This window comes from Sphingomonas sp. P2_B6 (assembly GCF_056404755.1).
Genome location: NZ_JBFUDK010000011.1, coordinates 1 through 22,033 on the forward strand (window position 1 = coordinate 1; position 22,033 = coordinate 22,033).

A 22,033-nucleotide genomic window follows, 5' to 3' on the forward strand; every position below is an offset into this window, starting at 1 on the left:
GGAGGCGGCGGCCCCGGGGGCTCCGGCGACGGCGGAGGCGGCGGCGGTGACGGCGGCAGGGGCGCCGGCGGCGGGGGTGGAGGCGGCCCCGGGGGTTCCGGCGACGACTGCAGATACTGGATCGGGTCGGCCTGCGGCGCGGTATCGTCGCTCACCGCCTGTCGTTGTTCCAGCGTGGCGATGTGCGCCTGCAGCTGGTCCCTGGTGAAGGCGTAGCCGTGATCGTTGCCCAGCTGGACCGCCGCATCGAGGAACGCGTCGTGCGATTGCGCGCGCGCCAGCGTTTCCTGCAAGGCGGGATCCCGGAGCAATACGCGCTGGAACTGCTCGATGGGCGGGAGCGACTGGCTGACCGGTTCGGCGCCCGACGTCTCGCCCTGCCCCGTCAATGCCTGTCCGCCCGCGCGTGCGGCCCCGGCTGGATCGTTGGGTGACTTGGCACCCTGTTCGTCTTCAGCCATCGTTCCGCTCCCCGATTGGTAATTGAATACCACCCTATCATGGAAGGAAGCAGAGTCGAGATGCCGGGCGAGCCGATACCACCGCCTTGCCCCTTGTTTCACGACACCGTGATTCCGCGCCGCATCGGCGACCTGGATGACGATGGCCTTCGACCCGACACCGCGCTGCCGCTCGCCGACGCGCGCCTGGTCTTTGCCGACCATGCCTTGTTGCAGAACGACTTCCCCTTGTTGCGGGACGATGCCCTGGCAGCGGGCGGTTGCCGGCCCGATCAGTGCGACGCCGTGCGTGAGGCATGGCTGATCGAGCACGCCGCGCTCATCTCGGTGACGCAGGCGGCGCAGGACATCACGAACACGCCAATCGCCACCCGCGACGAGCCCCGCCGGGTGTGGCGACCCACGCGCTATGGCCGTGCCTTTCTGTCGGACACCGGATGCGGACTGCTGGATCTGAAGGGCACCGGCCGGGAACCGAATTGTGCGCCCGCGCTCGACGTGCACAGCAACGGCCTGCTGCTAATGCGCGACGGATTGCGCGAGATCCTGTTCCAATGGGTCATCGAGGCCGTCTTCCGGCATGCGGCGCCCCATTTCTCCACCGTGCCGGTCTATGGGTTCATCGACACGGGCTTCGGCGCGACCTCACGGTCCGGGGCCGTCGAGCCCGCGGGGATCATGGTGCGACGCGCCCATCGTCGGGCACGGGGCAATGTCGATCTGCCTATCAGCGGCTCGCGCGACGAGGCGGTGAAGGTCGAGATCGAGCTGTTGCTGCGTCACTATGGGATCACCTCGGCGAACCGCGGCACACGCTTCCTGTTTCACGACGAGGAGGAACTGATCGCTTCCTACGCCGGAACGCTCGTGTCGAGCCTTTCGCCCGACGATGCGGCGACGGTGCGCGGCTGGATGCGGGGTGCGCGCCGGCTCGCCGGGGACGGCATGAACATCCAGACCGTGCGCGCGCCGGACGACCGGACATCGTTCGACGCGCAGCTGGTCGATTTCGGCCAATATCAGGTGCGCGAGCGTTTCGACGATCCGCTGGTCAGCATGGGATATGGGCGCCTGCTGAACTGGAGCGCGGGATTGTGGCCCAACGACCCGCATTTCGTGCAGCCGGTTCCGGCGCTTGCCCTGTCGGTCGAGAGATGGGGGTTCGGCGCACACAGCGCGACCAATCCCGGCCGAGGCAAGCGCAAGGACGGCGAAGGAGCGACGCTGTTCACGGCGGCGCTCACGCGCGATTTCCGCGATGGCCGGCTTACCGGCGGCGAGGTGCACCGGGTGATGCGCGACTATATCGCGGAGACGGTGCGCACTTGGCCCGGATTTGCGGCGTGAACATGGACGAACCGCGCGACGCCGGTCAGGCCGGGGGCTCCCTCAACCCGACCGTTCCTCGAACATCTGCCGCACCAGCGGCTGCATGCCGTCGTCGAACGCCGCGAGGATGGCATGGTCCTGCACGGTATCGAAATGGCTTGCCAGGCGTCCCCCTTCCCAGCGGTGCAGCGTGTAGCCGGGCGGACCGTCGCTGACCATCGGGCGGCCGTCCGGACGGTCGGGGTCGATCGGCGAAAGGTCGAGGGACAGTTCCGCCCCGGTGGCGCCACCGATGGTGACGGCGATCCCGTTCCACAGGGTGACGATCGGCCGGTGGAGATGGCCGCACCAGATCGCGCGGATCTGGCGATGTCCGGCGATCGCGTCGGTGAAGCGCGCGATCCAGGGCTGGTCCGGGCCCGGATCCATCCATTCGATGCCGACATCGAGCGGCGGGTGGTGCATGACGATCACCGTCGGCGTGTCAGAATCCTCGGCGAGTTGGGCCCCGAGCCATGCCGCACGCACCTCGCAGAAGCCGCCGCCGTGCCGCCCAACCTCCAGCGTATCGAGGACGATGATGCGCAGCCCCGGCAGCATGATGCCGTACTGAACGAAGCCCGCGACCGACGGCACCTGCGGGAAGGCCCGGGCGAAATTGGCGCGGTCGTCGTGATTGCCGAGACAGGGATAGACCGGGAACGGACAGGCGCCGAGCGCTTCGGCGAGGCGGGCATAGCTTTCGGCATCGCCGCGATCGGCCAGGTCGCCGGTCGCGACCATCAGGTCAGGGCGATTCCGGCCTGTCGTCAGTTCGGCCAGCACCCGGTCGAGGCGCTGGCGGTTGGTCTCGTCCGGATTGCCCGGATCGAAACCGAGATGGATGTCGGTGATCTGCGCGATCAGCATGATCCCCTCTCCCTGGTTGTTATGGCGGACCCGACGCAGGTACGGCGACCGGCAGCGTGCGGATGCGGGCCCTGATTGTCGAGGGCATCCAGGGCGCGCCAGCACTGGCGTGATAGCTGTGGCACATGGCGCAGCCCGACGGCACCTTGGCCGCCGTGCTCTCGCCGGCGTGGCAGGTGCGGCAAGTCCTGATACCCGGCAGGATCAGGTCCTCCGCCGAGCTGGATTGCTGGGCGGTGTGGCAGCTCTCGCACTTCTCGGTCCGGTGCGCGGCGTGATCGAACCAGCCGTGCATCATGTAGCGCATCGGCTGATGCACCGGCAGCACTGTCCAGTCGGCCGCCCCGCCCGCCCCTGGTGGCGTGACGACATGGCAATCAAAACAGGCGCCGTTCTTCGTGAACACCGCCCTGATCGCGGCATCGGCATTGCCGGGCCGCCCGCCCGGGCCGAAATAGGCGTGATAGACCTGGCCCGGGGCATAGACGCCGGGGCGGCGGCGATCGCCCGGGCCGGGCGCGCTGGGCAGGTTCGCACGGTAGGTCGCGCGCAGATCGGCGATCATCTGCGGGACGTCGCCGTGCCGCAAGGTGCGCACCGTGCCGCCGATCCGGTCGAAGCCGAGGCTGTGGCACATCTGGCAATTCTGCTCCATTTGAACCGGCAGGAAACGGACGCCATCGGCACTCGGCTTGTGGCAATCGGCGCAGACCAGCGCATCGCCGAAACCGTTCCGCGCCTTCATCGTCTGCGCCATGCGCGCGACGCCGCCGCGCGTGTCGAGGTGGAGCTTGTGGGGGAATTTCAGGCCGTTGTGCTCGGTCGGCAGGCGATCGAGCGACGCACGCGCCAGCACGGGCGTGGCACCCGGCACGGTCGCGATCAGCGGCTGGAATTGCGGATGGCTGGTGCCGAAATCGCCGGCGTTGCCGATTTTCGTGTCGGTCAGCCGAGTCTTGAGCGAGCCATGGCAGTCGGCACAAAAGGCCTGAGGCGTCGGCGGCATCGGCCCGGCGCCTTCATGTTCGGTGTGGCAATCGACACAGGCGCCGGGACCGGGCTTGCCGAAGGTCTGGGCGACTTTCGCCAGCATCCGGCCGGTGAAATCGGGCGCTTCCCGGGCACCCGCTATACGCGCGGGCGGCGCGTGGTCGTGCACGTCCTTGTGGCAGGCCCTGCAGCTGTCGTCGCGGACCGAGACGAACGCCTTGACGTGGCAGGCCTCGCACTTGCCCTCCAGCGCATGGTGCGCCTGGCTGAGCGGGCCGCTCGACCAGCTATGGTCGGCCCTGAGCGTATAGATGCTGCGGGTATCGGCACGGTCGCGGTTGAGATAGCTCCAGACAGGCCAGGCGAGGAAGCCGAGCAACACCGCCGCGACGAGTAGCCAGGCGGTCGAGCGCTTGCCCGGGAGCAGGCCCTTGAGCGAATAGGCGTTCGCTTCCTCGCGCTCTTCCGCGGTGTCGGAGATCGCCCCGACCCGCGCGACGGTCAGCACGATCTGCCCCCCGGCATCGCGCGTCACGGTGATGCGGTGGCCGCCGAAACCGAGCTCGGCGCCCCTGGCGGCGTTGATCTCGCCGCGCCGTACGGTGCGGCCGTCGATCTCGAAGCCCAAGGTGCCGAGCGCGACGACGGCAACATAACGGTCGTCGCGGCGCTCGATCCGGGCGTGGCGTGGGTCGACGCCGAGATCGGGCAGCGCAATATCGTTCTCGGCACCGCGGCCAATCGTCACGGCATCGCTGTCGATCCGGGTCGTCCGCACGATCTCGCGGTGATCCGCGGTGAAGCTGATCTGGCGGAGGAGAAAGGTCACGCGCCCGTCACCAGTAGAAGAACACGCTGACGATATGCGCGGTGAGCGCGGCGATCAGCGCGAAGGTGAAGGGTATGTGGATGTAGAGCCAGATCTCCAGCATCGCCTTGAGCCGCAGATGCCGCCGGAGCTGCGCCAGCATCGCCAGCTTGCGGTCGAGCAGGGCGTCGACGCGTTCGAGCGGATCGTCGCCGATATCGGGGCGCGGGCCGGTGCGTTCGCGAATGGTGTCGAAGGTGCGCAAGGTCGCGCAGCGCGGGTAGCGGCCCGACAGGCGCGCGATCAGGCCGCCGCCGAACGGGTCCTGTTCGAGCGAAATGCGAACCAGCTCGGCCTGGCGCTGGCCGAGCGGCTGGGCGGCGTCGTGGAGCTGGCGATCGATCGCGCGGAGCGCATCGAGCATCTGGGTCTGAGTCATCTCCTCGCGATTGGTGCTGAGATAGCGCGGAATCGCGGCGTAGACGGTGATGCCGTAGAGGCCCGAAAGGACCACCAGCAGCATCAACGCATAAGCGAGGGTGTGCACGTTCCAGCCGAACTGGAAGCCGGTGTGCAGGGTCGCGATGACGATCAGGCTGAGCCCGAGATAGACATGCGCGCTGGTCCAGGCCTTTAACGACCATCGGCCGCTGGTCATCGCGCGTTTGCGCACCCCCAGCAGGCTGAGCCAGAGGATCAGCAGCACGCCGATCGTGCCGAGCGTATAGCCATAGGGCGAGCCGCCATTGGGACGCGGCGTCACGTCGATCAGGGCATAGCCGAGGATCGCGATCAGGCTGACGGCGAGCGCGATCTTGAGCCAACGGAAGCTTTTGTGGCGCAGGAATCCCTCGTGCAGCGCGACCTTGCCCGGGCGCGCCACTCCACGGGAGGCGCGGCTGGCTATGACTGAGTCCCTTGTTCGAGCCGCGCCACGTCGAGAAATTCCTCAGGCGCGACGCGGATCGCGGCGCCCGTCGGGCAGGCGCGGACACAGGCCGGGCCGCCATCGATGCCTGAGCACATGTCGCACTTGATGGCTTTCTTGGGTTTCTCGACCCCTGGCTTCGCGTGTTTGTACCGCCATTTCTTCGTCGGCTCGCCCGGGCCGGGGCCGATGCCGAGGAACATCCAGCTGAGCAGGCCCGGTTTCTTCGGCGGCACGCTGTCCATGCGGATCACGCCATAGGGGCAGTTGCGCTGGCAATTGCCGCAGCCGATGCAGGTGTCGTCGATCACCACCTCGCCGTCCGGACCGCGATGGATCGCGTTGGGCGGGCAATCGGCCATGCAATGCGGGTGCTCGCAATGCCGGCAGCTGGTCGGGACGTGGAGATGGGCATAAGTGCGCCCGGCCTCGCGATCGAGCCGGGACAGGCCTTCATGGCTGTCGGCGCAGGCCTTTTCGCAATTGTCGCAGCCGACGCACAGATTCTCGTCGATCAGCAGTACGTCGGTCGCTTCGCCGATGCCGTTTTCGACGAGGAAGGTCGCGGTTTGCGAATACATGTCGACCACGCCGGAGAAGCTGTCCTTGCGGCTCTCGACGAACGCATTGATGTTCTGGCGCTGCGCCATGTCGGCGCGGGCCTTTTCCAGGAGGCGCGGTTTCGCCTCCATCAGGCGGCGGAAAGCGGCACCGGGGAGCTTGATGACCTCGGACTTGATCGCTGCCTTGACCGTGGCGGTGCGCTTGCCGCCGCCGATCAGCGCCATTTCGCCGACATAGGAGCCGGCGGGAAGATAGGAGAGGAAGACGGGTTTGCCGCCGACATTCTTCTCGACGATCATGCTGCCGACGCGGATGACGAAGATGTCCTCGCCCGCCTCGCCTTCCGTGATGATCGGCTCGCCAGCGCGCACCGTATGGATTTCCGACGAATCGAGCAGTTCGGCGATGTCCGTTGAGGTGAGGCCCGAGCCGAACAGCTGAAGCAATTGGCGCTCGACCGAGATGCGCGTCACCGCGCGCTTCGCGGCGGGAACCGACGCCATCAGCTTGAGCGCGGCGGTGCGCGAGACCTCGACCGCGATCATGTCGGTGCCGGCGCGCACCGTGGCGCCGCGGCGGCGGCCGGAGATCAGGCCGACCTCGCCGAAGATCGAACCCTGTTCGATCGGGACGGTGATCGAGGGATCGCCCCTGTCGACTTGAACCAGCGCGGTACCCTCAGCGATCGCGAACAGCGAGGAGCCGGGATCGGCGCGTTCGACGATCACTTCGCCCGCCTTGTAGGAGCGCACTTCGGAATCGAGCATGAACTCGCGCATCTGCAGCGGCGACAGGTCGTGGAGGATGGTGATGTTGGCGCGGAGCATCTCCAGCCAGTCGTCGACCGAGCGCTTCGCCTTGAGGCGGGCGAATTTGGCCTGGAGGATCGGCTCGTCAGCGGGCTTCAGGCTGATATTGCCGTTGATGAACTCGACGACGTCATAGCCCTGGTTCATGCAATGCTTGATCAGCGGATAGCCGGCGAGCGCGCCGATCACGAAGATGCCGGGCTTGGTCGATTCGAACACGGGCGAGAGTTTCGGGAATGCCTCGCGGTCGGCGCTGCTGAACTCAATGCCGCAGCTTTCGACAAAAGCGCGGGGTGCGGCGGAGCCCATGCGGGCGATGATCCGGTCGCAACGGATGGTCTCCTGCCCGTCGCGGGTTTCGAGCACCAGTTCGCCCGGGCGAACCTCGGCGGGGGTGGTCTCCAGCCGGATCGAGATGCGCCCGGCATCCGCCGCCTCGTTGAGCAATTTGACGTTGGCGGTCTTTGACCGGGCGAAATCGGCGGAGCGGTTGAGGATGGTGACGACATTGCCCTGCGCCATATCGGCGGCGAGGCCGAGCGCATTCTCGATGCCCGCATCGCCCGAGCCGATTACGGTGATATGCTCGTCGACATATTCGCCGGGATCGTCGAGCTGATACTGGACGTGCGGCAGGGTCGATCCGGTGCAACGCATCAGATTGGGATTGCCCTGGGTACCGATCGCCAGCACGACCGTTTCGGCGTTGACGACGGAGCCGTCCGTGAGCGCGATGCGGAAATCGCTGCGCTCGCCTTCGATCGCCTTCACCTCGCTGCGGTAGCGGATATTGATGCCGTGGCTCGCGGCGAGCTTGTCCCAGATGCCGAGGATGACCTCACGCTTGCCCGCGTCGAACTCCATGTCGGAGCGGAGCACGAGCTGGCTGGGCGTCGCCATGACGTGCTTGCCCTTCTGGTATTTGAAGATCGTGTCCGAGAGATGGTCGGTCTTTTCCAGCAGGACATGGCTGAGCCTGAGCTGGGCGGCGCGCGCGGCGGCGCTCAGCCCCGCGGGACCCGAGCCGATGATCGCGATGCGGACCCGGTCCGTCACGCACACTCCCCCAAAGCACCCGCCGCGGCGGATGCAGGTCCGTTCAGGATTGCATTTGCCGCTGGCCGGTACACACTAGCAGGATGTGCGCTCGGCGCCAGCCTCAACAAGGTAAAGCCAAAGGATAGTGATGGAACCGGGCAAGCAAAAGTCGAGGACCGGACTGATCCTGCTGGTATTCGCGGGGGTGATTCTTGTCGTCGCGATAGGCTGGTCGGTGTTGGGTAGCGGCGGTCTCGAGAAAAAAGACCCTTCCTCCGTGGCTTCGCCTGCGCCCGGCGGGCCGCCAACACTTGCCGCGATCGAGGAACGGACACGAACGACGCCGAATGATCCTGAGGCATGGCTCGCGCTCGGGCAGGCGCAGACCGATCTCGGCCGCCATGCCGAGGCGGCACAGGCCTATGAGCGCGGCACCCGGATCGCCGCCGGACGCGCCGATCTCTGGTCCGCGCTGGGCGAAGCGCGGGTGATGGCCAGCGCCGACAGCCCGATGCCGGCGCCGGCGCTCGACGCCTTCCGCAAGGCAGCGGCGATCGACCCGAAGGACCCCCGCGCGCGTTATTTCCTGGCGGTGGCGCGCGACCTGGCGGCCGACCACAAGGGCGCGATCACCGACTGGTTCGCCTTGCTGCAGGACACGCCGCCGGGCGCGCTCTGGGAACGCGATCTGCGTCGGACGATCGAGCAGGTCGGCAAGATCAACGGGATCGACGTGGCCGGCCGGCTGGCCGCGGTGAAGCAGCCGGCGCCGCATCCGCTGGTGCCCGACGGCGCGACCGCGACGGCGCCGATCCCCGGACCGAACGCCGAGCAGATGCGCGCCGCCGCCGCCCTGCCGCCGCACGAGCAGGATGCGATGGTGCAGAACATGGTCGCGGGGCTGGAGGCGAAGCTCCAGGCCAATCCGGACAATGTCGATGGCTGGGTCATGCTGATGCGCAGCCGGATGACCCTGGGCGAGCCGGCCAAAGCAAGTGCGGCACTGAAGAGTGCGGTGGCGGCCAATCCGGGGGCGCAGGCGCGGATCGAGGCGGAAGCGAAGGCGCTTGGGGTGCCGGGATCGTAGAGCCCTATTTCTCGGTCGCCGAGAACACCCCATCCCAAGCCTCACCCGGCGGATTGGCCGCGAAATGGGCGATCCGATCGCGGATCAGCAGATAGAATTTGCGCAGGCCATAGCTGGTCGCGGACCCCTGCCCCGTTTCGGCCAGCGCGTCGGCCTTTGCCCAGTCCTGCGCTCGATAGGCTTCGAGCATGGCCTGATGGCGTAGCGCGAAGTTGCGGAAGCTTGCCTCCTGCTCCAGGCTTTCGTCGCCGAGCAGGGCGAAGATCTCCTCGGGCGCGTCACGGCCGACGACGCGGACATGATCGAGTGCGACGATGGCGAACTGGGGCAGATGGCGACGCAGGTCCTCGCCGATCGCGATCTGCACGCCGTAATATTTGGTCAGCCCCTCGATGCGCGAGGCGAGATTCACCGTGTCGCCGATCAGCGAATAATTGAGCCGCTGCGCCGAGCCCATATTGCCGACGCAGCAGGGCCCGGCGTTGAGGCCGATGCCGATGCAAACCTCGCCCGGCCATACGCCCCCGGTCTGGCCGCGCATCGCGAGATTGATCTCGCGCAGCCGCCGGGTCATGCCGAGCGCGCCGCGGGCGGCATTGGCATATTGATCGGGGTCGTCGAGCGGGGCGTTCCAGAAAGCCAGCACCGCATCGCCGATGAACTTGTCGATCGTCGCCTTGCGGGCGAGCAGGATGTCGCACATCGGCGTCAGGAACGCGATCAGGAACTGGATGATCTCCTGCGGAGTCAGCTTCTCCGATAGCCTGGAGAAGCCGCGGATGTCGCAGAACAGCACGGTCATCTCGCGCTCCTCGCCGCCAAGCTCGAGGCTGCCGGGATCGTCGACGATGCGCTTCACCATGTCGGGCGAGAGATAGCGGTCGAACGCCTGGTGGATATACGCGCGCTGCCGTTCCTCGCGGTAATAGGTCAGTGCCGTCTCGATGACATAGACCAATGTAAGGCCGAGCACCGGCCAGGTGGGATCGAGCAGCAGCTGGTCGCGGCTGAACGCCATCCAGCTGCCGCCGGCCAGGCCGCCCACCATCACCATGCCGAGGACCGCGCCGCGCGTCGCGCCGAGCCAGGGCAACGAGAAAGCCATGATCAGGCCGAGGACGAGCAAGGCCGCGCGCTCGGCACCCCGCGCCCAGTCGGGCTGGCGCAGGAAGCTCTTCGTGATGATCTGCTCGAGCGCCTGGGCGTGGATCACCACGCCGAGCTCGGTCTCGGCGAGCGGGGTCGATTTCAGGTCGTAGAGTCCCTGCGCGCTGGTGCCGACAAAGACGACCTGCCCCGCGAAGTTGCGCTCCATCTCGGCCGCCGACATCCGGCCCGTCATGACCTTCCACGCCGGCACGATCCGTTCGGGATGCGGCGCCGTGTAATATATTACGAGCTGGCCCGACCGAGTCGTCGGCACCTCCGAATCGCCGACCTTGAGCGACACGACGTTGGGCCCGCCGCTTCCCAATTCGCCACTGGCATCGCTGGATTTCACGATCACCGACTGAGTGCGATAGGCAGTGCGGAGCGCCTCGAGCGAGAGCGCGGGCAGCAGCTGGCCGTTCTGAGTCGAAATCAACGGTGCCTTGCGCACGATGCCGTCGCTGTCGGGCGGCAGGCTGACGAAGCCGAGGCCGGCGGCCGCGTCGCGCAGTATGGGCAATGGCTGGATCGCGCCCGTATAGGTCGCCTTGCCAGTGCTCGGCGGCGAGCCGGCAACCGCGAAGCCCATCTTCGGCTCGACCTGACCACCCTTCTTCTCGCCGGTCAGGAAAAAGGCCAGCGCGACGGTCGACGTCCTGAAGGTATCGGCGAGCACGGCATCATTGTCGGGCAGCGTGTCGAGCGCCGCGACGACCCGCGCATCGCCGCCCTGCCGCTTCACGCGCTCGGCCAGCTGAGTCGGCGAGGTGCGGTCGGGTTCCGAAAAGACGATGTCGAAGGCCACCGTGGCGGCGCCTGCCTCGGTCAGGCGCCTGGTCAGCTCGGCAATGTCAGTGCGGGGCCAGGGCCATTGGCCCAGCCGGCGCAGGGTCTCGTCATCGATATCGACGATACGGACGCCGGCATCCTGCCAGGGTCGCGGCTTGGCGCGCTGATAACTGTCGAACAGTAAGGACCCGATTCGGTCGATCGCCGGCACGCCGACCATCTGCAGGCCCAGCGTGACCGCGAGCACGGCAAGCCCGGGCAGAATCACCCAGGCCTTTGCCCGCAGGCCCTTGAGCAAAGGCCGTCCCGCCATTCTCCCTCCCCCGGGGTTCGCCCACCTGTGTGTATCACAGAATACGGATCGGCCCCAGTTTCGGACGCCTTGCTCAGACCAGCGCCATCAGCCGCCCGATCAGCGGCAGGTCAGCGGGCGGCATGTCGAGATCGTGCAATGCCTCCGGCAGGCACCATAAAAGTTCCTCCGCATGCAGCGCGCGCGGCGTGCCGTGCCAGGCCCGGCAGATATAGAGCAGCAGCAGCAGGTGACGGCCGGCAAGGGGCTCGCTGGCAAAGGCGGCGGGTTCGAGCTGAGCCGGGTTCACGACGATGCCCAGTTCCTCGGCGAGTTCGCGGATGAGTGCCGCTTCCGGCGTCTCGTCCGGCTCGACCTTGCCGCCGGGGAACTCCCAAAGGCCCGCCATCATCTTGCCCACGGGTCGCTTCTGCACCAGCACCCGGCCTTCACGATCGATCAGCGCCACCGCGACGACCGGAAAAAGCCCTGCTATGACAACATCTTCCATGGCCTTCGCCATTCATTAACGCTCCTACATTAACGTTCGGGGGATTTTTCCAGCCGGGACCAACCATCAATGGCGCGCAACATGATCAGGACGCTGGTGAAGAACCGCAAGGGCGCCACCGCAATCGAATATGGCCTGATCGCGGCGCTCGTCGTCATCACCATGATCGCGTCCTTCACCCAGGTCGCGCGGACCACGACCGACATGTGGGGCAACGTCAACACGAAAATGGAAAACGCGCGCTCGGGCCACTGACCGACCCCGTAAAATTTCCTGGAGCGGCTTAAATGTTTCTCAACCTTGCGATTCTAGTTTGAGCTTGCTGGCCCGGTTCACCGGATCAGCCGGGTACTGAAGCTTTAGACCATTGGAGACCGGAATCATGCAGACCATCCGCAAGTTCATCAAGAACAGCAAGGGCGCCACCGCAATCGAATACGGCCTGATCGCCGCACTGATCGCCGTCGCCGCGATCGCCGCGATGCAGGGCCTGGGCAACCAGCTGCGCACCACCTTCGAGAACGTCTCGTCGAACATGAAGGCTTCGTAAGCTCTTACCAGCTTGACGAAATCGGGGCGGCGGAACTTCGGTTCCGCCGCCCTTTTCGTGTTGCCATCGAAAATATACTTCTTTCCTTCAGCTCCCGCTCGCGGAAAGACAGGGCAGATTTTAGAGCCTGCCGATCGCCAGGAATTTGTCGCGTCGCCCGCGGCGCAACTGATCGGCGCCCTGATTACCCAATTCAGCCAACGCGCCATCGAGCGCATCGCCCAGGCTGGCGATGGCAAGCGCGGGATCGCGGTGCGCGCCGCCCAGCGGCTCGGGCACGATCGTGTCGATCACGCCCAGTTCCTTCAGGTCCTGCGCCGTCACCTTCATCGCCTCGGCCGCCTCGGCCGCCTTGTCGGCGGTGCGCCACAGGATCGAGGCACAGCCCTCGGGCGAGATCACCGAATAGACCGCGTGCTCAAACATCAGCACCTTGTTGCCGGCGGCGAGCGCGATCGCGCCGCCCGAGCCGCCCTCCCCCACCACCGCCGAGATCAACGGCACGCCGAGCGCGAGGCATTGCTCGGTCGAGCGGGCGATGGCTTCGGCCTGGCCGCGTTCCTCGGCCTGGACGCCGGGAAAGGCACCCGAGGTATCGACCAGAGTCAGCACGGGCAGGCCGAACCGGTCAGCGAGCTGCATCAGGCGAATCGCCTTGCGATAGCCCTCGGGCTTGCCCATGCCGAAATTGTGGCGGAGGCGGCTGGCGGTGTCGTCGCCCTTTTCATGGCCGATCACCATGACCTTGCGCCCGCGGAAGTTCGCGAAGCCGCCGAGGATCGCCTGATCGTCGCCGAACGCGCGGTCTCCGGCGAGCAGCATGAAATCGTCGAACAGCCCGGCGACATAGTCCTTGAAGTGCGGGCGCTCGCCGTGACGAGCGACCAGCGTCTTCTGCCAGGGCGTCAGCCGGGAATAGGTGTCGCGCAGGAGCTTGTCGGATTTCGCCTGGAGCCGGGCGACCTCCGAATCGATATCGACCGCGCCATCGGCTGCGGTCTCACGGAGTTGGTCGATCCGGCCCTGGAGCTCGGCGATCGGTTTCTCGAAATCGAGGAAGCTTGCCATCGGCCGCGTCGGTTAGGCCCCGCGCCTCTTCACGTCAACGAGGGGATGGCGGGTGTTAACCAACTCTACCAGCCGACTGGCATCGACATGGGTATAGATTTCCGTCGTGGCGATATCGGCATGGCCCAGCATCGACTGAAGCGCGCGCAGATCGGCGCCACCCGCGAGCAGATGAGTCGCAAAGGCATGGCGCAGGACGTGAGGGCTGACCCGGTCGGGCGGGATGCCCGCCTCCGCCGCGAGCCCCTTGAGCAGCTGGTAGAGCCGAACGCGCGACAGGAAGCTCTTGCCCGAGGGGAAGAGCCACGGGCGATCGGTCGCGACATGAGCGCGCCACGCCGCCACCGCGGCACGGGCGCGATCCGAGATCGGCACCAGCCGTTCGCGACCGCCCTTGCCGCGCAGGATGAGATAGGGGCGATCGGGCGCTATCGCGTTGCGCGGGAGCGAGACCAGTTCCGTGGCGCGCAGGCCCGAGCCGTAGAGCAGCTCGACCAGCGCGGAGAGCCGGAGATCGTTGGGATCGGGCGGCACGCGCTCGATCCGCTCAGCGATCGCCGCGAACAGCCGGTCGACATCGTCATGACCGAGCACCTTGGGCAAAGCGCGCTGCGCCCCCGGCCGGGGCAAGGCGGCGCCGGGATCGTCGGTGCGGTGGCCTTCATCGGCAAGAAAGGCGAAGAAACGGCGAAGCGCGGCCGATTTGCGCGCGACGCTCGATCGGGACAGATCGAGCCACTGATCACCGAGACGGGCGAGATCGGCCGCCGAGGCGGCCGCGAGACCGCCCGCCAGGAAGGAGGACGCAAGCGCTAGGTCGCTGCGATAGGCAGCGATGGTGTTCTTCGCGGCCCCGGCCTCGGCGGCCATCATCTCGAGGAAGCGCTCGATCAGCGCTCGGTCGCTGCCCGGGCCGGGCGTGCCGGTCAAAGTCGCGCCAGCGCCTCGGCGGCGATCATCCGTGCCTCCGCCTCGAGCCCCACCACCCTCAGCGCGGTGACGATATGATAGAGCGCCTCGGGCGGCACCCCCCGCCACAGCCGGGTCTGCATGCCGACCGCGGCCAGCAGCAGCACCGTTCCGGGCTCACGCCCGCGCGCGGCACGGCTGAGCGCGCGAGTCCAGGCATTGTCGACCCCGATCGCCACATCGAGCGAGCGCGCACCGCGCTCCACGTCGTCCGCCGACAGGCGGCCCAGCCCCGCCATGCCGGCGAAGAACAGGCGCTTCTTCAGGCCGCTCGACTCGCCAGCACCCGCGTAGCGGTTGACGTCCGACCAGCTCGACGAGGCCGATGCCGGATCGGCCAGGGCAAGCATCGCCCAGGCATCGCCGCCGGCAGGCACGCTCGCCCGCCAGCGCATCGCACCACGATCGATTCCGGCCGTGAGCATCGAGGCGACGATACGGTCGGCGTCAGCGCCCTGCGTGCCGGCGGGGATCCGCGCCGCGGCGCGCGCGGTCAGGATCAGGCGAGCGAAACGCGCGTCCGCCGTCTTCGGCTGATCCCAGAGCTGCTTCAGCGCGTCGAGCCGGCCCTGCATGTCGGCCGCGGAATAGGCGCTGCGCAGATCCCGGGCGACGCCATTCTCGGCTGAGGACTGATCGTCCTCGTCGATCTCGCCGTAGAGGTCGACCAGCGCCGCATTCGAGAAGACGCCGCGCACCGCGGCCTGCTCGGCGGGCGCCGCGCGCATGCGGGCCACCAGCACAGGGGATTGCGCGCGCCACGCCTGGACGTTGGGGGAGACGGTGGCGAACAAGGCTTCGGGGATCTCGACCGCCGTCGCGCTGGCGAGGCCGTAGCGCCACGCGGTAAGGCGATCGACACTGTCCCATTCGATCGTCACCGCCTGCTGCCCGCGCGCGCCGGTGCCGGCGACCTTCTGGGCCAGGAACAGGTCGATTCCGTTGACGAGACCGTTGTTGCGCGCCGCCTTCATCAGTGCCTCGGCCTTGCGCGGTTCGCCAGCGAGACCGGCACAGATTGCCTGCGCCACGACCCAGGCGCGCTCGCGGCGCAGCTGGGCGCCGCCGTCAGCGACTGGACACAGGGCGCCGGGATCGCCCGTCGCCAGCGCGGCCTGCATCGCGATTTCGTAGAGTTTGGGCGTGAAGTTGTCGCCATCGACGCTCTGCACCACGCCGCGTGCCGCGACCGATTCGCCCATGCGCAGCAACAGCCAGGCGCGCTCGGCGGCGAAATCGGCGCCATTGATGCCGCGCGGCGTGTCGACGCGCGAAACCAGCGCGCGCCTGAGGGCAATCGACAGCCAGCGCGACGCGATCGGCACATCGAGACGGCGCATCAGCGTTTCGAGATAAGGACCATCGGCATTGCCGAAGGCGCGCGGCGTCAGGCCCCCGCCATCGGGGCCGACCGGACCGACCGATGCCAGCGACCGGCGCGCATAATCGGGCATGTCGTAGCGCGCGAGCAATGCCGGATCGACCGGCGCGGGAACACCCGGCGTGGCGGACGGTGTCGGACTTGGTGTGACACCGTCCTCCGGCGTCAGCGTCGTCGCCGCAGGGCGCGGCGTGGCAGACCCCGAAGGCGTGGCCGCGGGGGTCGGCGCGGGCGCCGCGACGGGATCGCCGAAGCCGGGCGGCAACAGCGATTCGGGCTTGTCCTGACCCAGCGCGGGAAGCCCCACGCCGACAAGTACCGCGGCGATCGCGCCGAGCGCGACGCTAGTTCGAGAGATTCGCAAGCGGCACTACCTTCTCGACGCGGGTCAGCGGCTTTTCGTTCGTACGCCCGGCCAGGAAAAACAGGCCCCCAACCACGACGACCAGGATGACGATGAGCGCTATCAGCGAACGGGACATGAGCGAACCTTGTACAGACGCGTTATTACGGACGTGAGAAAATCTACTGCGCGCGGCCTTTTGCCCGAGACGCGGGCTCGCTGTATAGCCCCCGCTTCCATGTTGCAAAGACACACCCCTCTCCCGGACTGGACCGGCCAGCCGATTGTCCTCGTAGGGCTGATGGGTGCCGGCAAGTCCACCGTCGGCCGCCGCCTGGCGACGCGCCTGCGTCTGCCCTTTGTCGACGCCGATTCGGAGATCGAGGCCGCCGCCGGCATGTCGATCACCGAGATCTTCGAGCGATTCGGCGAAGCGCATTTCCGCGACGGCGAACGGCGCGTGATCGCCCGGCTGATCGACGGCACGCCGAAGGTGATCGCGACCGGCGGCGGCGCGTTCATCAACGACGACACCCGCACGCTGATCCTGAACCAGGCGCTGGCGATCTGGCTCGACGCGAATCCGGCCGTGCTGGCCGACCGGGTGGGCCGCCGCGACACGCGGCCGCTGCTGCGCGACCGCGATCCGCGCAAGGTGCTCGACGAACTGGCCAGGATCCGCAATCCGATCTACGCGCTCGCCCATATCCGTGTGCCGAGCCATCACGCGCCGCACGAATCGACCGTGAACTCGATCCTGAAAGCCCTGCGCTTATGACCAGCATCACCGTTTCCCTCGGCGCGCGCAGCTATGAGGTGGTGATCGAGGACGGGGTACTGGCACGGGCGGGAGAGCGCCTCGCGCTACTGTCGCGCGGGCGGACGATGGCGATCGTCACCGACGAGAATGTCCTGCCGCATCTCGGCACGCTGCAAACGTCCCTGACCAAAGCGGGCGTGGCGAGCGAGGCGATCGTGCTGGCGCCGGGCGAAGGCTCGAAGAGCTGGGCGACGCTCGAGCAGCTTACGGACCGGCTGCTCGACCTCGGCGTGGAGCGGGGCGACCATGTGATCGCGCTGGGCGGCGGCGTGATCGGCGATCTGGTCGGCTTCGCAACCGCGATCGTCAAGCGTGGCTGCGGTTTCGTGCAGATCCCGACCACCTTGCTGGCGCAGGTCGATTCCTCGGTCGGCGGCAAGACGGCGATCAATGCGCGCGCCGGGAAGAACCTGATCGGGGCCTTCCATCAACCGGCCGTGGTGCTGATCGACCCGCAGGTGCTCGATACGCTGCCGCTGCGCCAGGTCCGCGCGGGATATGCCGAAGTGGTGAAATATGGGCTGATCGACGATTTTGCCTTTTTCGAGTGGTGCGAGGCCAATGCGGCGGCGCTGCTCGCCGGCGACCCGGCGGCGCGCGAACATGCCATTGCCCATTCGGTCGCGGCCAAGGCGCGCATCGTCGCTGCCGACGAGCGCGAGACGACTGGCGTCCGCGCGTTGCTGAATCTCGGCCACACCTTCGGCCACGCGCTCGAGGCGGAAGCCGGTTTCTCGGACCGGCTGCTGCATGGCGAGGCAGTCGCGGCGGGCATGGCACTGGCGTTCGGCTATTCGGCGGCAAGGGGCCTCGCGCCGGGCCAGGACGCGGAACGGGTAGCGGCGCACCTTCGCGCCGTCGGCCTGCCCGACAGCGTCGCGGCGGCGGGGATTCAGGCCGACAGCCACACGCTGGTCGGGCATATGCTCCATGACAAGAAGATGGATGCGGGCACCCTGCCCTTCCTGCTCGCGCGCGGGATCGGCCGGACTTTTCTCGACAAATCGGTGGACCTGAAGGACGTCGCCGCGTTCCTCGATGCGGACGCGGGCCGGGCCGGATGAGCACGAAAGTGCGATGCCGGCCATGATGATGATCCTGGCGCTGGCGCTTGCGGCCCAGGAGGGTTCACCCTCCTGCTCGACCCGGGCGGGATGCGATGCGGCAATGACCGCCGTCATCCGCGCGTCCGACTCCGATCGCGACGGTCGGCTGAGCCGGGCCGAATGGACCGCCATGGGCGAACGTGCGCTGGCGCCGCTGCCGGCCATTCCGGGTGAGATCGCGCGCCTGAGAGGCGATATCGCGGCGGATTTCCGCGCCGAGGATGCGGATAACGACGGCTATCTCACGCATGACGAGATGCTGAAGGTGCGGCTGGCGGCCTTTGCCTGCATCGACGCCGATGGCGACGGAACCCTTTCGAACGAAGAACGGGAGCGCGTTTCGCTATGCGCGCCTGAAGCGCGCCGCTAGCCGGCTCGCGACGGTGCTGCCGAATCGGCGCGGCGATGGATCGCGAAACAAGGGAGATATGGGACACCAGCTTGTCCCATATCCCTTGTCCCACCGATGCGGATGATTCAAAATATCTTATAAATCAAATACTTGAAGAAATACCGGCAACCCAAATTGGGTCGGCTGGCGGGACATGCGAGACGGGCGTGAGCCTCAGACCCTGCGCGTGGCCAGCCAGGCGAGCCATAGCCAGCCGGCGATCAGCAGGGCGCCGCCGATCGGGGTGATCGCGCCCAGCCAGCGCGGCAGGCCGAGCGCCATCAGGTAGAGCGTGCCGGCAAAAATTGCCCCGCCTGCGAGGAAAAGGACTGCCGGCCCCTTTGCGTCGAGACGGAGGATCGCGAGCGCGGCAATGGCGTGAAGCAGCTGATATTGCGCGCCGGTCTTCAGCCAGTCGGCCGCCGCCCCGCTTGCACCATGGGCGCCGAACGCCCCCGCGGCGACGGCGAGCGCCCCGGACAGCGCCGCGAAAAGCACGATCGGGTTCATGGCACTTCCTTCAACTTTCCAGCGCGAGCAAATGCGCCCAGACATAGGCGGCTCCAAGCACGATCGCCCCGAACAGCGCGGCGCAGCTGACCGCCAGCACGGCACCCGCCAGCATGTCCTTGATGATCTTGATCTCCGGATGGACCCCGGGATGGAGCAGGTCGATCAGCGCCTCGACCGCGCTGTTGATCAGTTCGAGCGCGAGCACGAGGGCACAGGCGAGCATGACGAACGCCCACCAGATCGGCGGCGGCTGAAGCAGGAACAGGGCGAGCAGGGCGAGCAGCGCGCACCATGACTGAGTCCGGAAGCTCCGCTCGCGCGCCCAGGCCGCCTTCCAGCCAGCCAGGGCGAAACCGACGCGCGCGGCGAGCGACCGGTTCTTCATCCGGCGTCTTCCGCGCCGCGCAGCGGCTGAGTGATGACCTTCTCGACCGCGGCGCGAAGATCGCCGGCCTCGACCTGGGCCTTGAGCCGTTCCTTGTCGCGGGCGCGATACATGTCCTCCGTGCGGGCGATCTCCTCATCCTCGATGCCGAGGCTCGACAGCGCCATGCGCGCCATCTTGATCGCGGATTCGAGCACTTCGCGCACCACGCCGCGCACCGGCGCACCCTTGAGCTTGATCAGCGAGCGCCGATCATAGGCGCGCACGAAGATCGCCGCCTGGGGGAAAGCCTCATGCACGGCCTCGATCATCTCGGGCGTGATCTGGTCGCCGTCCGTGCAGAACAGGATCAGTTCCGCATCGGCGCCGCCTGCCTGGCGCAGCATGTCCAGCCTGGTGCCGTCGCCATAATAGACCTTGGCGCCGAAGCTGCCGGCGATATCGATCATCTCGATATCGGTATCGATCAGGGTCACGGGCACGCCCTGCGCGATCAGCATCTGGCCGACCGTCTGGCCGAAACGGCCGTAACCGACGATCAACGCATTCGCGCCGTCCGACATCGGGCCTTCGCGGGTGCCGCCGTCGGTCTGCGGCTCGGTGCGGATCCGCTCGGTCGCCTTCATCAGGAACGGCGTGGTCGCCATGGACAGCGTAACGATCGCGCCGAACAGGCTGGCGGCCTCGGGCGCGATCAGCATCGCATTCTGCGCCTGGGCGAACAGCACGAAGCCGAATTCCCCGCCCTGGCTGAGCAGCAGGCCGAGCGCGAGCGCACCGCGCCAGGTCATCTTGAAGATCAGGCCGATGCCCATGATGATCACGAGCTTGGTGACGATCAGCGCCACCGCCATGCCGAGCACGAAGAGGGGCCGCTCCGCAATGGCATGAAGATCGAGCATCATGCCGACCGCGAGGAAGAACAGGCCGAGCAGGATCGAGCGGAACGGCTCGACATCCGCCTCCAGCTCGTGCCGGTACGGGCTGTCCGCGAGCATCACGCCCGCCACGAACGCACCGAGCGCGGTCGACAGATGCAGCGCCTCCATGAGCGCGGCGGCGGCGATGACGGTGAACAGGCCGGCGAACACGAACATCTCGCGCTCACCGAGATTGCCGATGGTCCGGAACAGCGGGCGGAGCGCATAGCGGCCGATCAGCACCAGTCCCACCACCGCGAGCACGGTGTAGAGAAACAGCTGCCAGCCGGGAGGCCCCGCGGCGTCGGCCGGGTTGCGCGACATCACCGCGACGATGGTGATCAGCGGGACGATCGACAGATCCTGGAACAGCAGGATCGAGAAGGCGCGCTCGCCGAAGGGCGTGCGCAGGCGGCCGGCCGATTGCAGCATCGGCAGCACCTGCGCGGTCGAGGACAAAGCGAGCGGCAGACCGAGCGCGAGCGCGGCGGCGGGCGAGAATTGAGTGATGACCCACACCACACCCGACACCGCGATACCGCACAGCACGACCTGCATCAGGCCGAGCCCGAAAATCTCCTTCTTCAGCTGCCATAGCCGCTGCGGATTGAGCTCGAGCCCGACGATGAACAGGAGGAGGGTGATGCCGAGCTCGGCGACGCCGATCTTCGACTCCGCGCCGCCGACCAGGCCGAGCGCCTGCGGCCCGACCACCGCGCCCGCGACGAGATAGCCAAGGGTCGCGCCGAGCCCGAAGCGACGGAAGATCAGCACGAAGACGAGCCCGAAGCCGAGCAGGACGACCGCGTCGAACAGCAGCGATTCGCTCATGCGTGGAGCCTTGCGCGCGCGGCCTCGGCGGCGTCGGCGGCGGCCTCGAACGCGAGGCGGATCGAGGCGTGGCGCGCGCTGTGCGGCAGCGCGGGCGTGAACAGCTCGAAACCGGGCCAATCGGGCAAGGGCCCCTCCCCCGCGAGCCAGGCGGCCAGCGCGTCGCGGGCGGTGGCCAGTTCCTCGGGTGTCTTGCCGATCACGCTGGCACCCATCAGCGACGAGGATGCCTGGCCAAGCGCGCAGGCGCGCACCAGCAGGCCGACCTCGCTGACTCGGCCGGATTCGTCGACATTGACGTCCACGGTCACGCGACTGCCGCACACCGGCGAACGCTTCTCCGCGCTGCCCATCGGATCGGACAGGCGATCATGATACGGGATGGTCGCGGCGAGGCGCAGGATCTCGGCATTATAGAGTGGCGCGTTCATGGCCGCTCCTCGCTGCTATTGGTGGGCGTGGCGGCATTGTCCGCCGGGCCGAACACCGGTTTTCCCTTGCGCCTGCGGTCGACGAAGTCGGCGATGCTCGCGCTGGTCGTGTTGAGCAGCGGGTAGGTTCGGGCGGCGGTCAGCCACTCGGGCCGATGACTCGGGCCGCCGCTCATCGTGTCGGTCACCAGCGCGACGAGCAGGAAGCCGAGGCTGGCAAGGATCAGGCCTTTCACCGCGCCGAAGCCGAAGCCCAGCGCGCGATCGACCGGGCCGAGGATCGAATCGCGCGTGCGCGAGCCCAGCGCATTGGCCACCGCGCGTCCGGCGAAATAGGTGATGCCGGCGATGAGCGCGAAAGACAGCACCGCAGCGCCGGTGACCGTGCCGACCGACCCCGACAGGAGCAGGGTGAGCGGCGCGTGGAACAGCTTGATCGCGAAGACGATCGCGACCCAGGCGAACAGCGACAGGATCTCGGTCACGAAGCCGCGCATCAGGCCGAGGATGGCGGCGCCGCCGACCGCGATCAGTACGAGGATGTCGAGTGCGGTCAGTCCCATCAGCGTCCGTTACCTGCCCGTTCCGTTCGTCCTGAGTAGCCGTTGAGCTTGTCGAAATGGCGTATCGAAGGACAATGCCCCAAGCGAGGGCGCTTCGA

The 22,033-nt window shown here is 67.5% G+C and carries 23 protein-coding genes; 7 read left to right on the forward strand and 16 right to left on the reverse strand.

Features of this window, described 5'->3' with window-relative positions:
- A partial coding sequence (locus AC1DX5_RS15695; protein WP_478016311.1) for a Nif11-like leader peptide family natural product precursor occupies positions 1-461 on the reverse strand: 461 nt, incomplete at its 3' end.
- A 39-nt stretch (positions 462-500) separates the two neighbouring features.
- Between AC1DX5_RS15695 and AC1DX5_RS15700 the strand changes: the two genes are divergently transcribed.
- A complete protein-coding gene (locus tag AC1DX5_RS15700; protein ID WP_478016312.1) occupies positions 501-1,808 on the forward strand; it encodes a hypothetical protein in 1,308 nt (435 codons plus the stop codon).
- A gap of 42 nt (positions 1,809-1,850) precedes the next feature.
- Here AC1DX5_RS15700 and AC1DX5_RS15705 read toward each other — a convergent pair whose 3' ends face one another.
- The 4 genes from AC1DX5_RS15705 to AC1DX5_RS15720 are packed head-to-tail and all read right to left on the reverse strand — an operon-like array spanning position 1,851 to position 7,854.
- Positions 1,851-2,699 carry a phosphodiesterase gene (locus tag AC1DX5_RS15705; protein WP_478016313.1) on the reverse strand — a complete coding sequence of 283 codons (849 nt, stop codon included), beginning with the start codon at positions 2,697-2,699 and terminating at the stop codon, positions 1,851-1,853.
- A gap of 19 nt (positions 2,700-2,718) precedes the next feature.
- The gene (locus AC1DX5_RS15710; RefSeq protein WP_478016314.1) at positions 2,719-4,518 is read right to left on the reverse strand and encodes a cytochrome c3 family protein; all 1,800 of its coding nucleotides are present in this window, start codon (positions 4,516-4,518) and stop codon (positions 2,719-2,721) included.
- Between the two features lie 7 nt (positions 4,519-4,525).
- Positions 4,526-5,380, reverse strand: a complete 855-nt coding sequence (locus AC1DX5_RS15715) for a hypothetical protein (RefSeq protein WP_478016315.1) — start codon at positions 5,378-5,380, stop codon at positions 4,526-4,528.
- 20 nt (positions 5,381-5,400) lie between these two features.
- Positions 5,401-7,854: a cyclic nucleotide-binding domain-containing protein gene (locus AC1DX5_RS15720; protein ID WP_478016316.1), complete on the reverse strand. Its 2,454-nt coding sequence runs from the start codon at positions 7,852-7,854 to the stop codon at positions 5,401-5,403.
- A 130-nt stretch (positions 7,855-7,984) separates the two neighbouring features.
- On the opposite strand from AC1DX5_RS15720, the gene AC1DX5_RS15725 reads away from it, so the two are divergent.
- Positions 7,985-8,923: a tetratricopeptide repeat protein gene (locus AC1DX5_RS15725; protein ID WP_478016317.1), complete on the forward strand. Its 939-nt coding sequence runs from the start codon at positions 7,985-7,987 to the stop codon at positions 8,921-8,923.
- Positions 8,924-8,927: 4 nt separating this feature from the next.
- Here AC1DX5_RS15725 and AC1DX5_RS15730 read toward each other — a convergent pair whose 3' ends face one another.
- Positions 8,928-11,174, reverse strand: a complete 2,247-nt coding sequence (locus AC1DX5_RS15730) for a CHASE2 domain-containing protein (RefSeq protein ID WP_478016318.1) — start codon at positions 11,172-11,174, stop codon at positions 8,928-8,930.
- Positions 11,175-11,247: 73 nt separating this feature from the next.
- Positions 11,248-11,664 (reverse strand): (deoxy)nucleoside triphosphate pyrophosphohydrolase, encoded by a 417-nt coding sequence (locus AC1DX5_RS15735; RefSeq protein WP_478016319.1) that lies wholly within the window; start codon positions 11,662-11,664, stop codon positions 11,248-11,250.
- 81 nt (positions 11,665-11,745) lie between these two features.
- Here AC1DX5_RS15735 and AC1DX5_RS15740 point away from each other — a divergent pair, with 81 nt between their 5' ends.
- A complete protein-coding gene (locus tag AC1DX5_RS15740) occupies positions 11,746-11,919 on the forward strand; it encodes a Flp family type IVb pilin (protein ID WP_478016320.1) in 174 nt (57 codons plus the stop codon).
- 127 nt (positions 11,920-12,046) lie between these two features.
- Complete coding sequence (locus AC1DX5_RS15745) at positions 12,047-12,214, forward strand: Flp family type IVb pilin (protein ID WP_465173079.1); 168 nt, start codon at positions 12,047-12,049, stop codon at positions 12,212-12,214.
- 120 nt (positions 12,215-12,334) lie between these two features.
- Here the strand turns inward: AC1DX5_RS15745 and AC1DX5_RS15750 are convergent, their stop codons facing one another.
- From AC1DX5_RS15750 to AC1DX5_RS15765, 4 genes are read right to left on the reverse strand one after another with little or no spacing between them, the layout of a single operon-like run.
- A complete protein-coding gene (locus AC1DX5_RS15750; protein ID WP_465173078.1) occupies positions 12,335-13,282 on the reverse strand; it encodes an acetyl-CoA carboxylase carboxyltransferase subunit alpha in 948 nt (315 codons plus the stop codon).
- Between the two features lie 12 nt (positions 13,283-13,294).
- Positions 13,295-14,212 carry a tyrosine-type recombinase/integrase gene (locus AC1DX5_RS15755; protein ID WP_465173077.1) on the reverse strand — a complete coding sequence of 306 codons (918 nt, stop codon included), beginning with the start codon at positions 14,210-14,212 and terminating at the stop codon, positions 13,295-13,297.
- Entirely contained in the window at positions 14,209-15,996 is a 1,788-nt protein-coding gene (locus AC1DX5_RS15760) for a hypothetical protein (protein ID WP_465173076.1), read from the reverse strand. The genes AC1DX5_RS15755 and AC1DX5_RS15760 overlap by 4 nt, the downstream gene beginning before the upstream one ends.
- Entirely contained in the window at positions 15,977-16,114 is a 138-nt protein-coding gene (locus tag AC1DX5_RS15765) for a hypothetical protein (protein ID WP_465173075.1), read from the reverse strand. Before AC1DX5_RS15765 ends, AC1DX5_RS15760 begins: the two co-directional genes overlap by 20 nt.
- 99 nt (positions 16,115-16,213) lie before the next feature.
- On the opposite strand from AC1DX5_RS15765, the gene AC1DX5_RS15770 reads away from it, so the two are divergent.
- Genes AC1DX5_RS15770 through AC1DX5_RS15780 form a run of 3 tightly spaced genes read left to right on the forward strand, consistent with a single transcriptional unit; the run spans position 16,214 to position 18,271 of the window.
- Positions 16,214-16,753, forward strand: a complete 540-nt coding sequence (locus AC1DX5_RS15770; protein WP_478016403.1) for a shikimate kinase — start codon at positions 16,214-16,216, stop codon at positions 16,751-16,753.
- Positions 16,750-17,859, forward strand: coding sequence for a 3-dehydroquinate synthase (gene aroB / locus AC1DX5_RS15775; RefSeq protein WP_478016321.1), 1,110 nt, complete (start codon positions 16,750-16,752; stop codon positions 17,857-17,859). Before AC1DX5_RS15770 ends, aroB begins: the two co-directional genes overlap by 4 nt.
- A gap of 13 nt (positions 17,860-17,872) precedes the next feature.
- On the forward strand, positions 17,873-18,271 hold the full coding sequence (locus AC1DX5_RS15780; protein ID WP_478016322.1) for an EF-hand domain-containing protein: 399 nt from the start codon (positions 17,873-17,875) through the stop codon (positions 18,269-18,271).
- 195 nt (positions 18,272-18,466) lie between these two features.
- Here the strand turns inward: AC1DX5_RS15780 and AC1DX5_RS15785 are convergent, their stop codons facing one another.
- From AC1DX5_RS15785 to AC1DX5_RS15805, 5 genes are read right to left on the reverse strand one after another with little or no spacing between them, the layout of a single operon-like run.
- The gene (locus AC1DX5_RS15785; protein WP_465173071.1) at positions 18,467-18,802 is read right to left on the reverse strand and encodes a DUF423 domain-containing protein; all 336 of its coding nucleotides are present in this window, start codon (positions 18,800-18,802) and stop codon (positions 18,467-18,469) included.
- A gap of 10 nt (positions 18,803-18,812) precedes the next feature.
- Positions 18,813-19,190, reverse strand: a complete 378-nt coding sequence (locus AC1DX5_RS15790; RefSeq protein ID WP_465176517.1) for a diacylglycerol kinase — start codon at positions 19,188-19,190, stop codon at positions 18,813-18,815.
- Entirely contained in the window at positions 19,187-20,941 is a 1,755-nt protein-coding gene (locus AC1DX5_RS15795; RefSeq protein ID WP_478016323.1) for a cation:proton antiporter domain-containing protein, read from the reverse strand. The genes AC1DX5_RS15790 and AC1DX5_RS15795 overlap by 4 nt, the downstream gene beginning before the upstream one ends.
- On the reverse strand, positions 20,938-21,372 hold the full coding sequence (locus tag AC1DX5_RS15800; protein ID WP_465176515.1) for an iron-sulfur cluster assembly scaffold protein: 435 nt from the start codon (positions 21,370-21,372) through the stop codon (positions 20,938-20,940). The genes AC1DX5_RS15795 and AC1DX5_RS15800 overlap by 4 nt, the downstream gene beginning before the upstream one ends.
- The gene (locus AC1DX5_RS15805) at positions 21,369-21,935 is read right to left on the reverse strand and encodes a CvpA family protein (RefSeq protein ID WP_465173067.1); all 567 of its coding nucleotides are present in this window, start codon (positions 21,933-21,935) and stop codon (positions 21,369-21,371) included. Before AC1DX5_RS15805 ends, AC1DX5_RS15800 begins: the two co-directional genes overlap by 4 nt.
- Positions 21,936-22,033: the final 98 nt, after the last annotated feature.

Excerpts from the sequence above, each read along its gene's own strand:
- AC1DX5_RS15725 (WP_478016317.1), top strand. The coding sequence starts at position 7,985 with ATGGAACCGGGCAAGCAAAAGTCGAGGACCGGACTGATCCTGCTGGTA.
- AC1DX5_RS15750 (WP_465173078.1), bottom strand. The coding sequence starts at position 13,282 with ATGGCAAGCTTCCTCGATTTCGAGAAACCGATCGCCGAGCTCCAGGGC.
- AC1DX5_RS15795 (WP_478016323.1), bottom strand. The coding sequence starts at position 20,941 with ATGAGCGAATCGCTGCTGTTCGACGCGGTCGTCCTGCTCGGCTTCGGG.
- AC1DX5_RS15805 (WP_465173067.1), bottom strand. The coding sequence starts at position 21,935 with ATGGGACTGACCGCACTCGACATCCTCGTACTGATCGCGGTCGGCGGC.
- AC1DX5_RS15705 (WP_478016313.1), bottom strand. The coding sequence starts at position 2,699 with ATGCTGATCGCGCAGATCACCGACATCCATCTCGGTTTCGATCCGGGC.
- AC1DX5_RS15765 (WP_465173075.1), bottom strand. The coding sequence starts at position 16,114 with ATGTCCCGTTCGCTGATAGCGCTCATCGTCATCCTGGTCGTCGTGGTT.
- AC1DX5_RS15785 (WP_465173071.1), bottom strand. The coding sequence starts at position 18,802 with ATGAACCCGATCGTGCTTTTCGCGGCGCTGTCCGGGGCGCTCGCCGTC.
- AC1DX5_RS15790 (WP_465176517.1), bottom strand. The coding sequence starts at position 19,190 with ATGAAGAACCGGTCGCTCGCCGCGCGCGTCGGTTTCGCCCTGGCTGGC.
- aroB (WP_478016321.1), top strand. The coding sequence starts at position 16,750 with ATGACCAGCATCACCGTTTCCCTCGGCGCGCGCAGCTATGAGGTGGTG.
- AC1DX5_RS15770 (WP_478016403.1), top strand. The coding sequence starts at position 16,214 with ATGTTGCAAAGACACACCCCTCTCCCGGACTGGACCGGCCAGCCGATT.
- AC1DX5_RS15800 (WP_465176515.1), bottom strand. The coding sequence starts at position 21,372 with ATGAACGCGCCACTCTATAATGCCGAGATCCTGCGCCTCGCCGCGACC.
- AC1DX5_RS15700 (WP_478016312.1), top strand. The coding sequence starts at position 501 with ATGGAAGGAAGCAGAGTCGAGATGCCGGGCGAGCCGATACCACCGCCT.
- AC1DX5_RS15735 (WP_478016319.1), bottom strand. The coding sequence starts at position 11,664 with ATGGAAGATGTTGTCATAGCAGGGCTTTTTCCGGTCGTCGCGGTGGCG.
- AC1DX5_RS15780 (WP_478016322.1), top strand. The coding sequence starts at position 17,873 with ATGCCGGCCATGATGATGATCCTGGCGCTGGCGCTTGCGGCCCAGGAG.
- AC1DX5_RS15745 (WP_465173079.1), top strand. The coding sequence starts at position 12,047 with ATGCAGACCATCCGCAAGTTCATCAAGAACAGCAAGGGCGCCACCGCA.
- AC1DX5_RS15730 (WP_478016318.1), bottom strand. The coding sequence starts at position 11,174 with ATGGCGGGACGGCCTTTGCTCAAGGGCCTGCGGGCAAAGGCCTGGGTG.
- AC1DX5_RS15740 (WP_478016320.1), top strand. The coding sequence starts at position 11,746 with ATGATCAGGACGCTGGTGAAGAACCGCAAGGGCGCCACCGCAATCGAA.